At 67.6% G+C, this 15,800-nt stretch carries 16 protein-coding genes, 1 tRNA gene and 1 CRISPR repeat array; of the genes, 7 read left to right on the top strand and 10 right to left on the bottom strand.

Annotated features, from left to right (window positions below; translation table 11 throughout):
* Window positions 1–36: 36 nt before the first annotated feature.
* Window positions 37–929: a CRISPR direct-repeat array (repeat unit 36 nt; unit sequence GTTGCGGTTGGCCCCCGATCTCTGAACGGCTATACC).
* 72 nt (window positions 930–1,001) lie between these two features.
* The 6 genes from cas2 to dapB form a co-directional block, all read right to left on the bottom strand.
* Window positions 1,002–1,343: a CRISPR-associated endonuclease Cas2 gene (gene cas2 / locus M9979_RS17075; RefSeq protein WP_254290700.1), complete on the bottom strand. Its 342-nt coding sequence runs from the start codon at window positions 1,341–1,343 to the stop codon at window positions 1,002–1,004.
* Complete coding sequence (gene cas1 / locus M9979_RS17070) at window positions 1,340–2,281, bottom strand: type II CRISPR-associated endonuclease Cas1 (protein ID WP_254290699.1); 942 nt, start codon at window positions 2,279–2,281, stop codon at window positions 1,340–1,342. Before cas1 ends, cas2 begins: the two co-directional genes overlap by 4 nt.
* Before the next feature lie 48 nt (window positions 2,282–2,329).
* Window positions 2,330–5,494 (bottom strand): type II CRISPR RNA-guided endonuclease Cas9, encoded by a 3,165-nt coding sequence (cas9, locus tag M9979_RS17065; RefSeq protein ID WP_254290698.1) that lies wholly within the window; start codon window positions 5,492–5,494, stop codon window positions 2,330–2,332.
* A gap of 295 nt (window positions 5,495–5,789) precedes the next feature.
* Window positions 5,790–5,866, bottom strand: a tRNA-Arg gene (locus M9979_RS17060).
* Window positions 5,867–5,910: 44 nt separating this feature from the next.
* The gene (gene nth / locus M9979_RS17055; protein WP_254290695.1) at window positions 5,911–6,570 is read right to left on the bottom strand and encodes an endonuclease III; all 660 of its coding nucleotides are present in this window, start codon (window positions 6,568–6,570) and stop codon (window positions 5,911–5,913) included.
* A 10-nt stretch (window positions 6,571–6,580) separates the two neighbouring features.
* The gene (gene dapB, locus M9979_RS17050; protein WP_254290693.1) at window positions 6,581–7,309 is read right to left on the bottom strand and encodes a 4-hydroxy-tetrahydrodipicolinate reductase; all 729 of its coding nucleotides are present in this window, start codon (window positions 7,307–7,309) and stop codon (window positions 6,581–6,583) included.
* Between the two features lie 203 nt (window positions 7,310–7,512).
* On the opposite strand from dapB, the gene M9979_RS17045 reads away from it, so the two are divergent.
* Window positions 7,513–8,217 (top strand): NAD-dependent deacylase, encoded by a 705-nt coding sequence (locus tag M9979_RS17045; protein ID WP_254290686.1) that lies wholly within the window; start codon window positions 7,513–7,515, stop codon window positions 8,215–8,217.
* Between the two features lie 188 nt (window positions 8,218–8,405).
* Here M9979_RS17045 and era read toward each other — a convergent pair whose 3' ends face one another.
* The 4 genes from era to lepB all read right to left on the bottom strand — a co-directional run bounded on the left by era (window position 8,406) and on the right by lepB (window position 11,401).
* Window positions 8,406–9,305, bottom strand: coding sequence for a GTPase Era (gene era / locus M9979_RS17040; RefSeq protein WP_254290684.1), 900 nt, complete (start codon window positions 9,303–9,305; stop codon window positions 8,406–8,408).
* Window positions 9,302–9,829: a GIY-YIG nuclease family protein gene (locus M9979_RS17035; protein WP_254290682.1), complete on the bottom strand. Its 528-nt coding sequence runs from the start codon at window positions 9,827–9,829 to the stop codon at window positions 9,302–9,304. Before M9979_RS17035 ends, era begins: the two co-directional genes overlap by 4 nt.
* Window positions 9,830–9,905: 76 nt before the next feature.
* Window positions 9,906–10,574: a ribonuclease III gene (gene rnc, locus M9979_RS17030; RefSeq protein ID WP_254290701.1), complete on the bottom strand. Its 669-nt coding sequence runs from the start codon at window positions 10,572–10,574 to the stop codon at window positions 9,906–9,908.
* Window positions 10,571–11,401: a signal peptidase I gene (gene lepB / locus M9979_RS17025; RefSeq protein WP_254290680.1), complete on the bottom strand. Its 831-nt coding sequence runs from the start codon at window positions 11,399–11,401 to the stop codon at window positions 10,571–10,573. Before lepB ends, rnc begins: the two co-directional genes overlap by 4 nt.
* Window positions 11,402–11,532: 131 nt before the next feature.
* Between lepB and pgi the strand changes: the two genes are divergently transcribed.
* The 6 genes from pgi to M9979_RS17480 all read left to right on the top strand — a co-directional run.
* Entirely contained in the window at window positions 11,533–13,023 is a 1,491-nt protein-coding gene (pgi, locus tag M9979_RS17020) for a glucose-6-phosphate isomerase (protein ID WP_254290674.1), read from the top strand.
* Window positions 13,024–13,042: 19 nt separating this feature from the next.
* Complete coding sequence (locus M9979_RS17015; RefSeq protein WP_254290666.1) at window positions 13,043–13,444, top strand: DUF4174 domain-containing protein; 402 nt, start codon at window positions 13,043–13,045, stop codon at window positions 13,442–13,444.
* Window positions 13,445–13,498: 54 nt separating this feature from the next.
* Window positions 13,499–13,711: a type II toxin-antitoxin system VapB family antitoxin gene (locus M9979_RS17010; RefSeq protein ID WP_254290664.1), complete on the top strand. Its 213-nt coding sequence runs from the start codon at window positions 13,499–13,501 to the stop codon at window positions 13,709–13,711.
* Window positions 13,708–14,115, top strand: a complete 408-nt coding sequence (vapC, locus tag M9979_RS17005; protein ID WP_254290662.1) for a type II toxin-antitoxin system VapC family toxin — start codon at window positions 13,708–13,710, stop codon at window positions 14,113–14,115. The genes M9979_RS17010 and vapC overlap by 4 nt, the downstream gene beginning before the upstream one ends.
* A gap of 5 nt (window positions 14,116–14,120) precedes the next feature.
* Window positions 14,121–15,467 carry a glutathione-disulfide reductase gene (gene gorA / locus M9979_RS17000; RefSeq protein ID WP_254290660.1) on the top strand — a complete coding sequence of 449 codons (1,347 nt, stop codon included), beginning with the start codon at window positions 14,121–14,123 and terminating at the stop codon, window positions 15,465–15,467.
* Between the two features lie 180 nt (window positions 15,468–15,647).
* The coding region (locus M9979_RS17480; protein WP_422922364.1) for a helix-turn-helix domain-containing protein at window positions 15,648–15,800 on the top strand (153 nt) is incomplete at its 3' end.

The raw sequence follows: 15,800 nt of genomic DNA, 5'->3' as shown, positions 1-15,800 counted from the left end.
TATACCGACGTGATCTTGTCGGACACCGGCGTCGCTGTTGCGGTTGGTCCCCGATCTCTGAACGGCTATACCAAGTCCGCCTATCAGTCGTGGCTGGATCAGGTTGCGGTTGGCCCCCGATCTCTGAACGGCTATACCTCGGGTGCTGATCGCCGACCGGACGCGGCCGTTGCGGTTGGCCCCCGATCTCTGAACGGCTATACCAATCGGATCGGAGAGGTCATCGTACAGCGTGTTGCGGTTGGCCCCCGATCTCTGAACGGCTATACCATAGCTAGTCCGCTCGCCATCCGGTTCCGAGTTGCGGTTGGCCCCCGATCTCTGAACGGCTATACCCATTGCTCCCCGCGCTCCCGCATCAATTTGGTTGCGGTTGGCCCCCGATCTCTGAACGGCTATACCACGGCAAACCCCCGCCCCCATGCGTCGGGCGTTGCGGTTGGCCCCCGATCTCTGAACGGCTATACCCCAGAGGACGGCTGGCGCATCTACGGCGCGTTGCGGTTGGCCCCCGATCTCTGAACGGCTATACCCTACACCGATGGCACCGTAGAGCCGGAGGAGTTGCGGTTGGCCCCCGATCTCTGAACGGCTATACCCCGTGATCTGCTGCTCCTCTGCCGCAGACGTTGCGGTTGGCCCCCGATCTCTGAACGGCTATACCGCGCAATTCGTAACGCAACGCGGTGAGATTGTTGCGGTTGGCCCCCGATCTCTGAACGGCTATACCCTTGCGACCCCACGGCTTCTCGGCAGGGACGTTGCGGTTGGCCCCCGATCTCTGAACGGCTATACCCGGGTGGACCGACGAGACGCTGCGCGCCAAGTTGCGGTTGGCCCCCGATCTCTGAACGGCTATACCCCACCTTTCTCGGCTTCGTGATCGCCGACCAGTTGCGGTTGGCCCCCGATCTCTGAACGGCTATACCGGATGCGAGGGTATCCTGCTCACAAGGCAGGATAAACCTTCGCATCCGGTGGCCACATTCCATGCCATCGAATCAGAACATCGCCAGCTGGTCGGGGTTTTTGCGCACCCGCTGGCGGCGCTGGCTCGAGAAGCGGACGATGTTCTCGTACTGCCGGTCGGTGAAGGTGAGGATGTGCACGTCGCCTTTCTCCGGCAGGTTGCGCTCGATGCGGCCGAGGTGCGAATCGAAGCTTTCCTTGCCGCTGCAGAAACGCGCGTAGACCGAAAACTGGCTCATCTCGAATCCCTCGTCGAGCAGGAATTCGCGGAACCTGGTCGCGGCGCGCGCCTGTGGCTTGGTGCCGACGGGCAGGTCGAACATCACGAAGATCCACATCAGCCGGTATCCGCTCAGGTGATGGAGGTCGCTCACGCCGCCGCGGCCTCCAGATCGTCGAGCCGGGCGAGCGCGCTCCATTCGATCGGCGTCGGCGGGTCGAAGACGGTCAGCGACGGCCGACCCGTCTCGAACGCGCGCGCCAGCGATTGCGCGAGGCGGGTCGCGGCGAGCGACACTGGCGACATCTCGGTCCCGATCGCCAGGTCGAACGCGATCAGCCGTGCGAAACGCCGCTTGAGCGCAGGATCGAGCGTGTCGATCCCCTGCGCCACCATCGCGACGACGAGCGCGTCGACCAGCGGCCGGAACGGCTCGACCAGATCGTCGGCGAGGGCGAAGGCGTTGCCGCGGTTGGCGTGGTTGATGCCGATCGTCGGGTGCAGCCCCGCCGCGACCACCGCCCGCGCGACGGTCGCACGCATCACCGCATAGCCATAGTTGAGCAGCGCGTTGGCGCCGGGGCTGTCGCGATCGCGGCGAAACTCGCGCCCCATCAGCAGCGGCCAGTAGCGCCGCGCCGCCTGCGCCTCCAGATTGTCGGTATCGCCCGACTTCACCCGCCGCGCGATCATCGGGAACGCTTCCGCCCCCGCGACGCCGCGCGCGGCGAGCAGCGATCCCTGCATGACGATCTTCGCCGAGACGACGCGCCGCCACAGCTGCTTGGCGAGCGGCTTCGATGCGTCCCATTGCGCGCGGAAGCGGGCGTTCTGCGCATGATGGCCCTCGATCGGCAGCGTCACCGCGACCGGTGCATGGTTCGATCCGCAGAAGACGACCGGCGCGCCGCGTTCGGCGAGCGCCGCAACCAGGTTGGCGCTCCAGGTCGTGCCGTGCGCATGGACGATCACCGCATGCACGTCGTCGAGCGCGATCCGCCCCACCTCCTCGCGCTCCGCGGTCACCACCAGGAATCCGCGATACAGCGACAGGTGGCGCCCATCGGTCGCGATGTCGACGATCCGGTCCATGCCCCCTGCCCCTTTCGGGTGACAGGCTAGGAAAGCATCGGCGGCTTGTCAGCGTGGGCCGGGGTCGAGAATCCTCCCCAACGGATCGATCCGCACTTGACGTGCCTTCAGCTTCATCAGGCCGTTCGCCGACGACAGGATGTACTTGAACGGATCGGCGTCGTTGGGTGCGGCGTCGCGCGCCTTCAGCGGCCCCGCCTCGTTCGCCTCGGCGAGCGCGATCGTGCCGATGGTCGAGAATTTGACGACGCGGACGAACCGGCGATCCGCCCCCTCGCCGATCGCCAGCATGTCGTTCTGGCGCAGGCTGAGCACCTTCTTCGCCGCCGGATGCGGGCGGCGGTCCTTGCCCGCCGGTGCATGCGCATCGAACATCGAGACGATGTCGGCGACGCACTTGCCGGCCGGCAGCCGCCAGACGTCGAAGCGCGCATTGGCGTCGCCCTTATACCCCTTGTAGGCGCGGCCAGCCTTGTCGCGGATCGGGATGACGTTGAGCGGCTCGCGCACCCGCACACGCCGGATGCCGCCGAATTGCGGATGCGTCTGCGCGAAACGGTGCAGCGCCGCGTCATAGTCCTTGCCAGTCAGCCCCTGCGTCGCGGCGTACAGAGCGTCGCGCAATGCCGCATCGGGGATGCGTTCCGGGTTGGTCAGATCGCCGGGCTTGAGGCTGGCGAGCCCGACGCGATGGACGACGATCGGCGTCCGGCCGTCCGCCGCGACCGCGCCGGTGAAACCGTACGCCGTATCGTTGTGCAGCCGCCCGGCGGTGACGTCGCGGTCCCGCGACGGCCGACCCTTGCGGCCATGGTCGGGCTTGTGACTGGTGGTGACGCGGAACAGCGCCTCGCCGAGCTGTTCGCGAAAGCCCTCCCACGGCTGCGGCAGGTCGGCGAACAACCGGTCGAGATGCTTGTCCTCCGCCTGCCCCGCGGTGCGCGCGATCTGCTGGAGCAGCCCGCGCGTCGTCACCGCGATCACCGCGGCGTCGATCGCATGGTGGCGGTGGTCGAGCCGGTTCTTGGGCGCGTTCGAATGCGCGTTGTCGACATAATTGTGGTCGGGCAGCAGGCTGTTGAGCCCCCACAACCGGCGCAACATCGCAGTCATCCGGCCAGGGATGACATAGACGCTGCCGTCCTCCTTCGCCGGATACAGGCTGCGCAGATATTTGCCCGCCAACCGCGACAGATATTGCGTATCGGTCAGCTGGCGCGCCAGAAAGCCGCCGTCCTTCTCGACCCGCGCCATCGCGTCGGGGCCGAACCGCCACTGCTTCGAGCGGTGCAGCCGCGCGACTTGCCCCGCGATCTTGTCCCAACGCTCCTCGTCGTGCCCCCAGCGCTCATAGGGCGTGCGATTGCCCTTGATGCGGTTGCAATGGCGGTGCGCCACCACCTTGTTGCCGCCGCTGTCGTCGAGCGAGCGCGAATAGGGGATGATGTGGTCGATATCCGCCTCGCCGGAGAACAGCGCGCGCATGCCGATCGGCTCGGCGCAATAGGGGCAGCGGCGGTCGAGCGGGTTGGCGGGGTTCAACTCCTCCCACAATTTGAGCAATGCGCGGTTGCCGCCGGTATCCGGGATACCCTCCTGCGCCAGCTTCACGCCGCGGGCGATCGCCGCCTGTGTATCCTTGCGGATACGGCGATTGTGCTCGTCCTTGTCCTTGTCGTTGAGCTTCAGCTCGCGCGCCAGTTCGACGACGATCTGGTCGGGGCGGCCGTGGACGGCGATGATCGCATTCACCAGTTTCTCGAGCTGGCGCAGGCCAATGTGGACGGTCGGGTTGGTGATCTTGCCCCAATAGCGTTCGACGTCGTCGGCATCGGCGGGATCGAATGTCCCCGGCGGAATGTCGCGCGACAACAGCTCGCCATAATAAGGCAGCCGGTCGAGCACCTCGCCGGTGCGGTCGTCGCTGTGATGCCAGCCGGCGCGCTCGACCGCCTGGCTATAGGTGACGACGTCCTTCTTCAGCTCGGCGAGGATCGCCCGCGTCGCGGTTTCGCCGAGCCGGCCATGGCCGTCGGGCAGCGCCGCCTTGGCGGTCGCCCTCGCGGCATCCTCGTCCAGCCCGCAATCTTCGGTCAGGAAAGCGTGGAGCGCGTCCGGGTCCTCCTCGTCGAGCAGACGCGACGCGATCTCCCATTGCCGCTCCGACGACAGATGCGCCCAGGCCTTGTCGAAACACTTTTTAGCGGCGAGCGCAGCATACACCTCGTCGCCGAGCATCTCGGTACGGATCTCGCTCGCCTTGTTGAAGCTCTCGCCGGGCTGCAGCTTCAGCCGCTTGCCGAGCGCCGCATACGACACCTTGCGCTTGCCGCGCAGTTCGAGAAGCAGTTCGTCCCGCTGTTCGAGCGTCAGCTTGCGCGGCGCCTCGCCCGGCGCAGTGATCTCGAGCTGGTTGACCTCTTCGTACAGGCGCCGCTGCTGGAACAAGGGATGCGCCTTGGGCAGCCGCCGCTCGGTGGGTGGCACGCCGCCGCGACCGGCGAACAGGCAGACGCCGACGTCGGGCGTCTTGAGCGGCCGCTGGAAGAACAGGATACGGTGCAGCGCCGCCCGCGCCTCCTCGGTCAGCAGCGCAGGATGATACCGCGCCTGCTCTTCCCAGATCCGGCCGAACTCGTATTCGATATGGCGGCGCTGCGGGTAGAAGTCGTAGGACTGACTCTCGCCGTTGAGCCGCACGCGCTTCTCGGCGCGGCCGACCAGGAACTGGCCGAGCGTGTCGGCGCCCGCCTCCGCCATCGCCTGATCGAGCTCCCTGGCGCCGCTGGCGATCTTGCCGTCCTCGCTGTCCTTCTGGCCACGCTCCGCCTTGCGGTTCGACTGGAAGCCGCGCCGCTGGTTGAGGTGGAACAGCGCGCGGCCGATCTCGCCCGGCTCCAGCCGTTCGTGCAGCGCACGGGCGCGCAGGTCGTAGGGATCGCGCTCGGCGAGCAGCTTCGCCTCGTCGACATCCGCAGGCATCAATCCGAAACGGATCAGGTTTTCGAGGAAGACCGATCGCCGCCGCAGATAGCGATCGCGCCGCCGTCGCATCGCGCGCGCCGCCCGCCGGTCGACCGCGAGCGAGGCGCCCGACTTGGGATCGCGCCCGTCGCTGAAGATCCGCGATCCGATCGCGACGATCCGCACGTCGTCCTCGATCAGACACCAGCCGATGCTGTTGGTGCCGATGTCCAGTCCCAGTCTGCGCATTGCTACCCCTTCCCCGATGACCGTAACCTCCTTGCCGCACAGGCAAAGGTCAACCGCCTCAATTTCGGTCGGGAGTCCTGGCGTCGCACCGGCTTGACAGTCGTCCGGCCATCGGCGATGCTTGGGCCTCAGAGATCGCGGGCCAACTGTTAACAAGCAGTTCGACTGCACCAAATAAGGGCGGGGCTACGGCCCCGCCTTTTTCTTTTCCAGCATCGTCGGATCATCCGGACATCGCCGCCCACGCCGATAGCGACGTGGCCGATGCAGCGCCTTGCGGTCCTGTCGAAGAAGCTGGTGCACCCGACTGGATTCGAACCAGTGGCCTCTGCCTTCGGAGGGCAGCGCTCTATCCAGCTGAGCTACGGGTGCCTGGAGAGCGCGCCTAGCAAAGGCGGCCGCGGGGCGCCAGTGGTTTATGGCGGCGTTGGCGCGGCCTTGGGCGGCGGCGTCTTGGGTTTGTAGGCGCACAGATCGGCGACGATGCAGCGCCAGCATTCGGGGCGCCGCGCCTTGCACACGTAGCGGCCGTGCAGGATCAGCCAATGGTGCGCGTGGGGGCGGAACGGCTGCGGCGTCGCCTTGTCGAGCTTCAGCTCGACCGCGAGCGGCGTCTTGCCGCGCGCCAGGCCGGTGCGGTTGCCGACGCGGAAGATGTGCGTGTCGACCGCGAACGTCTCCGCGCCGAAGGCGACGTTGAGGACGACGTTCGCCGTCTTGCGGCCGACGCCGGGCAGGCGTTCGAGCCCGGCGCGGTCGTCGGGGACCTGGCTGCCGTGGTCGGCGATCAGCGCCTGCGACAGCGCGATGACGTTCTTCGCCTTGGTGTTGAACAGGCCGATCGTGCGGATGTGCTGCTTGAGGGCGTCGAGACCGAGCGCGACCATCTGTTCGGGGGTCGTCACCGCGGCGAACAGCGCGCGCGTCGCCTTGTTGACACCGGCGTCGGTCGCCTGCGCGGACAGCACCACCGCGACGAGCAGCTGGTACGGATTGCCCGATTCCAGCTCCGTCTCCGGATGCGGGTTCGCCTCCGCCAGCCGGCGGTAGAACTCGAAGACGTCGGCTTTCTTCAAAACATCGCCCTCACAGGCCGAGCACGTCGCCCATGCGGTAGCGGCCGGCGGGCTGGCCGGCGATCCACAGCGCCGCGCGCACCGCGCCACGCGCGAAGATCGAGCGGTCCTGCGCCAGATGCGACAGCTCGATCCGCTCGCCCTCGCTGGCGAACATGACGGTGTGGTCGCCGACGATCGAACCGCCGCGCAAGGACGCCATGCCGATCGTCCCCTCCGTCCGCGCGCCGGTCAGGCCGGCGCGGCCGTCGACGCGCAGTTCGGACAGGGTGGTCCCCCGACCCGTCGCTGCCGCCTCGCCGAGCAGGATCGCGGTGCCCGAGGGCGCGTCGACCTTGTGGCGATGATGGCTCTCGACGATCTCGATGTCCCAGTCGGGCCCAAGCCGCGCCGCCGCCTCGCGCACCAATTGCGCGAGCAGGGTGACGCCCAATGAGGTGTTGCCGGTCTGGAGCACGGCGATCTCGGTCGCGGCGGCGTCGATCGCCTGATGCTGTGCCTGGGTCAGGCCGGTGGTGCCGATGACGATCGGCGTGCGCGCGGCGCGGGCGATGGCGAGATGCGCCTCCAGCGCGGCGGGGGTCGAGAAGTCGACCAGCACGTCGGCGACCCTCGCGAGCGCGGTGGGATCGCCGCCGGCATCGACGCCGCCGGCGAGCGTTGCGCCCTCCGCCGCGATCTGGTCGGCGATGGCGCGGCCCATCCGGCCGCTGCTGCCGTAGATGCCGATCGCGGTCATGCGTGCCTCCAAAGGTCACAAAGGTCACGCAGAAGAGGGTCGGCGGGTGGGCGAGCGGCGGTCATGTTCCTTCCTGTGGCACAGGCCGGCGGCCTAGGACAGCGTGCGCCTGTATCACGTTGATATTACGGCGATTTCACGCTCCCACTTCCTATTGCGCCGATACCCTTCTGCAGAATGCGCGAGGGCGGTAGACGGGACGGATGAGCAGCATCCGCAACATCGTCGTCCTGACCGGTGCCGGCGTCTCGGCCGAATCGGGGATCGCCACCTTTCGCGGGCCGGGCGGTTTGTGGGAGGGGCATCGCTTCGAGGACGTATGCACGCCCCAGGCTCTGACCGCCGATCCGGTGCTGGTGCATCGCTTCTACGACCTGCGGCGCGCGGCGCTGGGGGAGGTGGAGCCGAATGCGGCGCATCTGGCCTTGGCACGGCTCGATCGGGCGTGGCCGGGCGAATTGCTGATCGTGACGCAGAACGTCGACGACCTGCACGAGCGTGCGGGCGCGCGGCGGTTGCTGCATATGCATGGCGAGCTGACGTCTGCCTTGTGCGCGGCGTGCGGGGTGCGGCGCGCATGGCACGCGGCGCTGCCGCCGGGGACACAGTGCGATGCGTGCGGGGCGGCGGCGCTGCGGCCGGACATCGTGTTCTTCGGCGAGATGCCGTACGCGATGGAGCGGATCGAGGCGACGCTGGCGGAGGCCGATCTGTTCGTGTCGATCGGGACGTCGGGTGCGGTCTATCCGGCCGCGGGGTTCGTGCAGCTGGCCGGTGCCTATGGGGCGGACACGCTGGAGCTCAACCTCGAACGGTCGGCGGGGAGCGGGTTTTTCGCCGAGACGCGGTTGGGGCCGGCGGGGGAGCTGGTGCCGGACTGGGTGGAGGCGGTGTTGGCGGATCGGTGATGCGGTGCGCGGACGCCACCCCCAAACGTGCCGTCACCCCGGACTTGTTCCGGGGTCCACTCTGCGGCGAGGCGAATGGCCTGGTAGGTGAGCGATACGCCTGCGGCCCGGTGGACCCCGGAACAAGTCCGGGGTGACGGGGGATGTTGGGCGCGCGTGAGGCACTTCGGCGCGCCGAGCGCCCGCCCTCACTCCACCCAGTCGAGGCCGATGTCGCGATAGACGTCGCGGTCCTCGTCCCAGCCGGGCTTGACCTTGACGTGGAGGTAGAGGTGGACGGGCGAGCCGAGGATGCCGGCCAGTTCGGTCCGCGCGCGGGCGCCGATTTCCCTGATGCGCTGGCCGCCCTTGCCGAGGATGATCGCGCGCTGCGTCGGGCGTTCGACAAGGATCTGCTGGTGGATCTCGACCGATCCGTCCTCGCGCTCGCTGTACTTCTCGGTCTCGACGGTGCTGGCGTAGGGGAGTTCGGCGTGCAGCTGGAGGTAGAGCTGTTCGCGCGTCACCTCGGATGCCAGCGCGCGTTCGGTGGCGTCGGAGACTTGGTCCCCCGGGTAATGCCACGGCCCGGCGGGCATCGCCGCGGCGAGCGCGGATTTGAGTTCGGGCAGGCCGTCGCCGGTCTGCGCCGAGACGAACCAGGTGTCCGCGAAGTGCATCAGCGCGTTGAGCCTTTCCGCGTGGAGCAGCAGCTTCGGCTTGTCGGCGACGTCGACCTTGTTGAGGATCAGGATCTTGGGTTCGGGCCGGTCCTTCAGCGCTTCGGCGATGGCGGTGACCTTCGACCCGATGCCGCCCTTGCCGTCGACGACGAGCGCGATGAGGTCGGCGCCCTCGGTGCCGGTCCAGGCGGCGGCGACCATCGCGCGGTCGAGCCGGCGCTGCGGTTCGAAGATGCCGGGGGTGTCGACGAGCAGGATCTGAGCCGCGTCCTGGATCGCGACGCCGAGGAGCTTGGTACGCGTGGTCTGCGCCTTGGGCGAGACGATCGCGACCTTCTGGCCGACGAGCGCGTTGACGAGCGTCGACTTGCCCGCGTTGGGGGCGCCGACGACGGCGACGAGGCCGCAATACTGGGTCTGGGTCATGGATTGGGGTCCGGGATGGGGGTGTCTGGGGTTGCGAACGCGGGTTCGGTGCTGGTGGACGCGTGCGCTTCGACAGGCTCAGCGCGAACGGGGGTGGGTGTTAGGGATCGATCCGTCGGCGCTTCGCTCGCGGCGAGGTGGGCTTCGACAGGCCCCGCCCGAACGGGAGTGGGTGAGGTGTTCGCCCCCTCTTCTTCCGTTTCTTCTTCCGTTCGCCCTGAGCCTGTCGAAGGGCTGCTCTCCGCCTGGCGATTGCGCGCGAGTCGGGTCAGCGTTTGCCAGTCTGAGCGGATCAGCGCTTCCTTCTTGGCGCGGGACCAGCCTTTGATCCGGCGTTCGGCTTCGAGGGCTTCCAAACGGGAGGGGAAGTCCTGCGCCCAGACCAGCACGACCGGCCGCCGTTCGGGCGTGTAGCCCTTGTATGCGCCGCTCTGGTGCGCGCCGATGCGGGCGTCGAGATTGTCGGTGTGGCCCGTGTAATAGCTACCGTCTTCGCAGCGGAGGATGTAGGCCCAGAATGCCATCAGCGTTTTGCTTGCGGGAACGTGCCCTTCGACAGGCTCAGGGCGAACGGAAGAAGAAGAGGCGCATCCACGACACTCATCCGTTCAACTTCGCCAGCAGCGCCTTGGCCGCTGCCGTCTCCGCCTCCTGCTTGTTCGCACCCTCCGCCGTCGCGTCGGCGAAGGTGCCGATCTTCACCTGCACCTTGAACCTCGGCGCGTGGTGCGGGCCGGAGCGGTCGACCACGACATACTCCGGCGTGCGGCGGTTCGCCGCGGCGGCCCATTCCTGCAGCGCCGACTTGGGATGCTGCGGTGCCTTGTCGCCGCGCTGGACGCGGGCGCCCCAGGCCTGCCGCACGAAGGCGCGCGCGCCGTCGAGGCCGGCTTCGCGATACCAGGCGCCGATCAGTGCCTCCATCACATCGCCGAGGATGTTGTCGCTGTCGTAGGCGCCGTCGTCGCGCGCCTGTTTGCCGAGGCGCAGGTGCGCGCGGACGCCCAATGCGCGGGCGACGTCGGCGCAGACCGCGCCGGTGACCAGCGCGTTGAGGCGTTTCGACAATTGGCCCTCGGGTTCCCTGGGGAACAGCTCCCACAGCCATTCGGCCATGACGAGGCCGAGGACGCGGTCGCCGAGGAATTCGAGCCGCTCGTAGTTTTCCGCCGCCTGGCTGCCGTGGGTCAGCGCGCGTTCGTAGGGCGCGAGATCGGCGGGCGCGCGGCCGAAGGTTGCGGCGAGCCAGCCGGGAAGGTCGGCGCTCAGAAGCCCTCTCCCACCCGGTTCGGCCGCGCCGCGGAGAACCAGCTGACCGGATTGTACCAATGGTAATTGCCGTCGGTGGAGAAGAAGGTGACGACCGCCTTCCCTTCGATGCGCTCCATCGGGATGTAGCCCATGCCGATCGGCGCGGGGAAGCGGCTGTCGGCGCTGTCGTCGCGGTTGTCGCCCATCAGGAAGACGTTGCCGGCGGGCACGGTGTAGAGACCGGTGTCGTCCGCCTGCGGAATGTCCGCCTGGTCGAGCACCATGTAGCTCTTGCCGTTCGGCAGCGTCTCGCGGAAGCGCGGGTAGCGGCAGATCGGCTGGCCGGCCGCACCGACATCGACGAAGGTCGCGCCGCATTTCTGCTCGTCGAAATTGGCGGTGAGCGGCAGCACGAAATCGGCGACGCGCTGCTTGGGGATGGGCCGGCCGTTGAGGATCACCTGACCGCGGCGGACCTGGATCGTGTCGCCGGGCAGGCCGATGACGCGCTTGATGACGTCGTGATCGTCGGGGCCGGGCGAGCGGAAGACGACGACGTCGCCGCGCGTCGGATCGCGGCCGAGGATGCGCCCCGGCACCGGCGGGAAGCCATAGGGCAGCGACCAGCGCGAATAGCCGTAGTTCCACTTGGTGACGAACAGGAAGTCGCCGATCAGCAGCCGCGGCAGCATCGATTCGGAGGGAATCGAAAACGGCGCGAAGATGAAGCTGCGCAGGATCAGCACCGCGATCGCCAGCTTGACGAGGAAGCGGAGCGTCTCGCCGGTTTCGGAGCGCGGCGGCTTGGCGGTCGCGGGAGCGGGGGTCGCAGGGGTGTCGGCCATAGGATGGGAGCCTTAGCGCCGCCCGTGCGTCCTCACCAGTCGTTCCCGCAACGCCGATTATGGGCTTCACCCGCCCCGACCGGATCGATACGGGACTGTCACGAATCCCCCTCCCCGAAGGACGGAACATCATGAGCGACTGGTCTGCCATCGAAGCCCTGCCCTCCCCAAAATTGGTCGAGCTGTTCGACGCCGACAGCGAGCGCTTGTCCAAGCTCAGCCTCGACGTCGCGGGCATCCATTTCGACTGGTCGAAGACGCATCTGACCGGCGAGGCGATCGAGGCGTTCGCGGCGCTCGCCAAGGCACAGGACCTCGCCGGCAAGCGCGACGCGATGTTCGGCGGCGCGCACGTCAACGTCACCGAAGACCGCCCGGTCGAGCACACCGCCGAACGCGGCGAGGGCAATGCCGACAGCGTCGCGCGCGCGCGCAAGCTGCACGAGCGGATGCGCTCGCTGATCGATGCGATCGAAGGCGGCGCGCTGGGCGATATCCGCCACGTCCTCCACATCGGCATCGGCGGGTCGGCGCTGGGGCCGCACCTGCTGGTCGATGCGCTGGGGCGCGAGGATGCGCGCTACGACGTCGCGATCGTCTCCAACGTCGACGGCGTCGCGCTGGAGGATGCGATCAAGGATTTCGATCCGGCGGCGACGCTGCTGGTGCTCGCGTCGAAGACCTTCACGACCAAGGAAACGATGCTCAACGCCGAATCCGCGCTGCAGTGGATGAAGGAGCATAATGTCGAGGACCCGTACGGCAAGGTGATCGCGCTGACCGCGGCGCCCGACAAGGCGATGGAATGGGGCGTCGACGAGACGCGCATCCTCCCCTTCGGCGAGGGCGTCGGCGGGCGTTATTCCTTGTGGTCGTCGATCGGCTTGCCGGCGGCGATCGGTCTGGGCTGGGGCGCGTTCGAGGAACTGCTCGAAGGTGCCGCCGAGATGGACCGGCATTTCCGGCTCACCGCGCTGCACGAGAATGCGCCGGCGCTCGCGGCGTTCGCCGACCTCTATTACACGCAGGTTCGCCATGCCGAGACGCGCGCGCCCTTCGCCTATGACGAGCGGCTGCGACTGCTGCCGAGCTATCTCCAGCAGCTCGAGATGGAATCGAACGGCAAGGGCGTGAAGGTGGACGGTACGCCGGTCGGGCGGCCGACCGCGGCGATCACCTGGGGCGGGGTCGGCACCGATGCGCAGCATGCGGTGTTCCAGCTGCTGCATCAGGGCACGCATCTGGTCCCGGTCGAGTTCATCGCGGTGATCGAGCCGGGCGATACTTTGGCCGAGGATCACCATCGCCAGCTGCTGCTCAACGCCTTCGCGCAAGGGGCAGCGCTGATGAAGGGCAAGCAGGTCGAGGACCCCGCGCGCTCGTACAGCGGCGACCGGCCGTCGTCGACGCTGCTGCTCGACGTGCTCGACCCGCGCACGCTGGGCGCGCTGATCGCCTTCTACGAGCATCGCGTGTTCGTGAACGGCGTGCTGCTCGGGATCAACTCGTTCGACCAGTTCGGGGTCGAGCTGGGCAAGGAGATGGCCAAGGCGGCGGACCAGGGCGGGCAGTCGTTCGATCCGTCGACCGAGGATCTGATCCGGCGCGCCGGGCTGGAGTGACGCCACCGATGGGATCGTCGTGCGTTGGGGCACGATGATCCCGTTCCTGCTCGCCGCGGCGCTCGCGCCGGCTCCCACCACGATCGCCGCGATGCGATGGGAGCGGCGCGTGTTGCTGCTGGCGGCGGCGCGTGACGACGATCCGGGGCTGGCGGCGCAACGCAAGGCGCTGGCGGGCTGGGACAAATCGGCGCGCGAGCGCGATCTGGCGGTGGTGACGGTCGTCGGCGATCAAGTGAGCGGTGCCGACGATACCGCGGCGGCGTTGCGCAAACGCTATCGCCTGCCGGCGGGGCGCTTCGTCGCGATCCTGATCGGCAAGGACGGCGGCGAGAAACTACGCTCCGCCAAACCGATCGCGCCCGGGGTGCTGGCCGAGACGATCGATGCGATGCCTATGCGGCGCGCGGGTGGCCGGTAACGTTGCATCACGGGCTACGACCAATTATGTGTAAGGAACCGGCGGAGCTTACACATGCGGACCAATATCGACATCGATGAAGGCTTGCTCAACGAGGCGATGCAGGCGCTTGGCACGACGACCAAGCGCGATACGGTCATCGAGTCGTTGCGGCGGACGATCCGTGCACGGCGGCAACTCGCGGCTCTGCGCGGCTTGGAGGGGCTGGGCTGGGACGGCGATCTCGACGACATGCGGACGAGCAAATATTCTCCGGATCAGGAATGATCCTGGTCGACAGCAGCGTCTGGATCGACAAGCTGGCGCACCGCCGCACGCTGCAAACCGAGGCGCTGGAAGCGTTGATCCTGGCGGAACAGAACATCGGCGTCGGCGACCTGATGCTGGTCGAGGTGCTGCAGGGCACACGCAGCGACCGGGCTAATCGGGATGCGCAGGCGTATCTTGCCGAATTCGACCTCGTCCAGATCAGCGACCACCGCGTCGCCGTCGAAGCCGCCCGCCATTACCGTCACCTGCGCAACCTCGGCATTACCATTCGCAAGACGATCGACACGCTGATCGCCACGCGCTGCATCCTTGACCGCCTTCCGCTGTTATACAGCGATCGCGATTTCGACCCCTTTGTCCAGCACCTCGGCCTCCGGTCGGCGCTCGTGACCCCGGAGTAAATACCATGGCCGACTACGACTACGACCTCTTCGTCATCGGCGCAGGGTCGGGGGGCACGCGGGCGAGCCGCGTCGCCGCCGCGCATGGCGCGAAGGTCGCCGTCGCGGAGGAATATCGCGTCGGCGGGGCCTGCGTCATCCGCGGCTGCGTGCCGAAGAAGCTGCTGATCTACGGCGCGCATTTCGCCGAGGACCTGAAGGACGCCAAGCGCTTCGGCTGGCAGGTGCCCGACCAGTGCGATTTCGACTGGAAGACGCTGCGCGACAACGTGCTGGAAGAGGTCGACCGGATCAACGGCGCCTATACGCAGACGCTGGAGACCCACGGCGTCGAGATCATCCACCAACGCGCCACCGTCACCGGTCCGAACAGCGTGCGCCTCGCCGACGGGACCGAGAAGACCGCGGCGCGCATCCTGATCGCGGTCGGCGCGCATCCGGCGGTGCCCGATTGCCCCGGCGCCGAGCACGGCATCACCAGCAACGAGGCGTTCCACCTCGACGCGCTGCCCAAGCGCATCCTGATCGCCGGCGCGGGCTATATCGCCAACGAATTCGCCGGCATCTTCCATCAGCTCGGCTCGCACGTCACGATCATGAACCGCACGCAGGACATCCTGCGCGGCTACGACCTGTCGATCCGCGACCGGCTGCTGCAGATCAGCATGATGAAGGGGCTGGAGTTCAAGTTCGACGCCAATTTCGAACGGCTCGACAAGGGCGAGGACGGTTGCCTGACCGTCCATATGTCGAACCACGAACCGGTCACGGTCGACATGGTCATGTTCGCGACCGGCCGCGTGCCCAACACCGAGGGGCTGGGGCTGGAGGAGGCCGGCGTGACGCTGGAAAAGGGCGCGGTCGTGGTCGACGACCAGAATCGCTCCAGCGTCGAGAGCATCTTTGCGGTCGGCGACGTCACCAACCGCGTCCAGCTGACCCCGGTGGCGATCCGCGAAGGCCAGGCGTTCGCCGACACCTTCTATGGCGACAAGCCGACGACGGTCGATTACACCAACATTCCCGCGGCGGTGTTCAGCCACCCGCCGATGGCCGGCGTCGGCATGACCGAGAGCGAGGCGAAGCAGAAACTGGGCTCGATCCGCGTCTATTCGTCCGATTTCCGTCCGATGAAGAACGTGCTGGCCGGGCGCAACGAGCGCGCGCTGTACAAGATGGTGTGCGACGGCGAGACCGGGCGGATCGTCGGGCTGCACATGATCGGCCCCGACGTGCCGGAGATCCTGCAGGCGGCGGCGATCGCGGTCAAGGCGGGGCTGACCAAGGCGCAGTTTGACGACACGGTGGCGCTGCACCCGACGATGGCGGAGGAGCTGGTGCTGATGAAGTGAGGTGGGGGCCTCATTCACTGAGGCGCGCGACGTCAACCACGAACTTCCCCGTCACCCCGGACTTGTTCCGGGGTCCACTGTGCCGCAAGCGTTGAAAAGAGCCTCGAAACGACAGGCTCGCCGAACCGTGGACCCCCCTGAGTTCACAAACGAAGTGCAACACCTGAGACAGGTGCTGCCATGTCGACCTATCGCCAGCTATCGCTTGAGGAACGCTGTTCGATTGCCCGGCTTCATGAAGCCGGGCAATCGATCCGGCAAATCGCTGCAACTCTGGATCGCCAGCCGTCGACCGTCTCGCGCGAGCTGAAGCGCAATGCCGGCGCGACGATC

This window comes from Sphingomonas liriopis (assembly GCF_024211255.1).
Classification (GTDB): Bacteria; Pseudomonadota; Alphaproteobacteria; order Sphingomonadales; family Sphingomonadaceae; genus Sphingomonas; species Sphingomonas liriopis.
The sequence above is the reverse complement of the archived record's forward strand: the minus strand, read 5'-3'. Positions and strand labels throughout refer to the sequence as shown.